The organism is Pseudomonas sp. MEJ086, assembly GCF_030209025.1.
GTDB lineage: Bacteria > Pseudomonadota > Gammaproteobacteria > Pseudomonadales > Pseudomonadaceae > Aquipseudomonas > Aquipseudomonas fulva_A.
The window spans coordinates 1-1,475 of record NZ_JARVSV010000018.1 but is presented as its reverse complement, the minus strand read 5'-3'; the positions used below and the strand labels follow the sequence as shown (position 1 = coordinate 1,475).

The 1,475-nt window shown below is 63.2% G+C and carries 1 protein-coding gene and 1 pseudogene; both read right to left on the bottom strand.

Annotation, left to right across the window (positions count from 1 at the left end):
• The gene (gene dctM / locus QRN22_RS11720; protein WP_042555999.1) at positions 1-1,284 is read right to left on the bottom strand and encodes a C4-dicarboxylate TRAP transporter large permease protein DctM; all 1,284 of its coding nucleotides are present in this window, start codon (positions 1,282-1,284) and stop codon (positions 1-3) included.
• Positions 1,281-1,475: pseudogene (locus QRN22_RS11715) on the bottom strand (C4-dicarboxylate ABC transporter); the annotation flags it as partial. The pseudogene QRN22_RS11715 and the gene dctM, both read right to left, overlap by 4 nt.

Sequence of the window (1,475 nt, the reverse complement as noted above, 5' to 3'; positions counted from 1 at the left end):
TCAGTTCATGCCCAGCCAGTTCGGCAGCCCCAGCGAGATGAACGGCACGTAGGTCACCAGGATCAGGAACGCCAGCATCACCAGCAGCCATGGCGATACCGCGCGCACCACACGGGTCAGCGGCATGCCGGTGACCGCCGAGGTGACGAACAGGTTGAGGCCCGTGGGCGGCGTGATCAGGCCGATCTCCATGTTCACCACCATGATGATGCCCAGGTGGATCGGGTCGATGCCCAGCTGCATGGCGATCGGGAACAGGATCGGCGCCAGGATCAGGATGATCGCCGACGGCTCCATGAAGGTGCCGGCGATCAGCAGCACGATGTTCACCACGATCAGGAACTCGATCGGGCTGAAGCCCTGGTCGACGACCCAGGCGGTGATCGACTGCGGGATCTGCTCGGTGGTCAGCACGTGGGCGAACAGCATGGCGTTGGCGATGATGAACATCAGCACCACGCTCAGCTTGCCGGCCTCGACGAACACCTTCGGGCACTCGCGAACGGTCATGTCCTTGTAGATGAAAATCGCCACGAAGGCCGCGTACACCGCCGCCACCGCAGCAGCCTCGGTCGGCGTGAACATGCCCGAGTAGATGCCGCCGAGGATGATCACGATCAGCGCCAGCCCCCAGCCGGCCTTGCGCCCGGCAGTGAGGATCTCGCTCATCGACGCCCGCGGCAGCGACGGCATGTTCTTCACCCGGGCGATGATGTAGATGGTGATCATCAGGAACACGCCCAGCAGCAGCCCCGGCACCACGCCGGCCATGAACAGCTTGCCCACCGAGGTCTCGGTCGCCGTGGCGTAGACCACCATGACGATCGACGGCGGAATCAGGATGCCCAGGGTACCGGCGTTACAGACGATACCGGCGGCGAACTCCTTCTTGTAGCCCGAACGCACCATGCCGGCGATGACGATCGAACCGACCGCCGCCACCGTGGCCGGCGACGAGCCGCTCAGCGCGGCGAACAGCATGCACGCCAGGATCGCGGCGATGGCCAGGCCACCCTTGATATGGCCGACGCAGGCGTTGGCGAAATCGATCAGCCGACGGGCCACGCCGCCGCTGGTCATGAACGCACCCGACAGCAGGAAGAACGGAATCGCCAGCAGCGTGTAGTGCTCGCTGGTCTCGAACAGCTTGATCGCCAGCGAACGCACCGAGTCGTTGCTGAAGAACAGGATGGTCATGGCCCCGGACAAACCCAGGGAAATCGCCACCGGAATGCCGATGAACATCAGCGCGAACAGGGCGACGAACAGAAATGCGATGGTCATCGTTTAGCCTCCGTCTCTTCGGCGAGTTTGATGGCGTCTTCGACTTCGCCGTGACCACCAAAACCAATCTGCTTGTCCTGGATCACCCGCACCAATACCTGGGCGAAACGCAGGAACATGAGAGAGAAGCCAATCGGCACGATCATCACGATGTGCCACTGCTGGACGCCGAAGCGGTCCAGGTCCTCGGC

What these genes read in the sequence shown, in the direction of transcription:
- dctM (WP_042555999.1), bottom strand. Translation starts at nt 1,284, where the DNA reads ATGACCATCGCATTTCTGTTCGTCGCCCTGTTCGCGCTGATGTTCATC.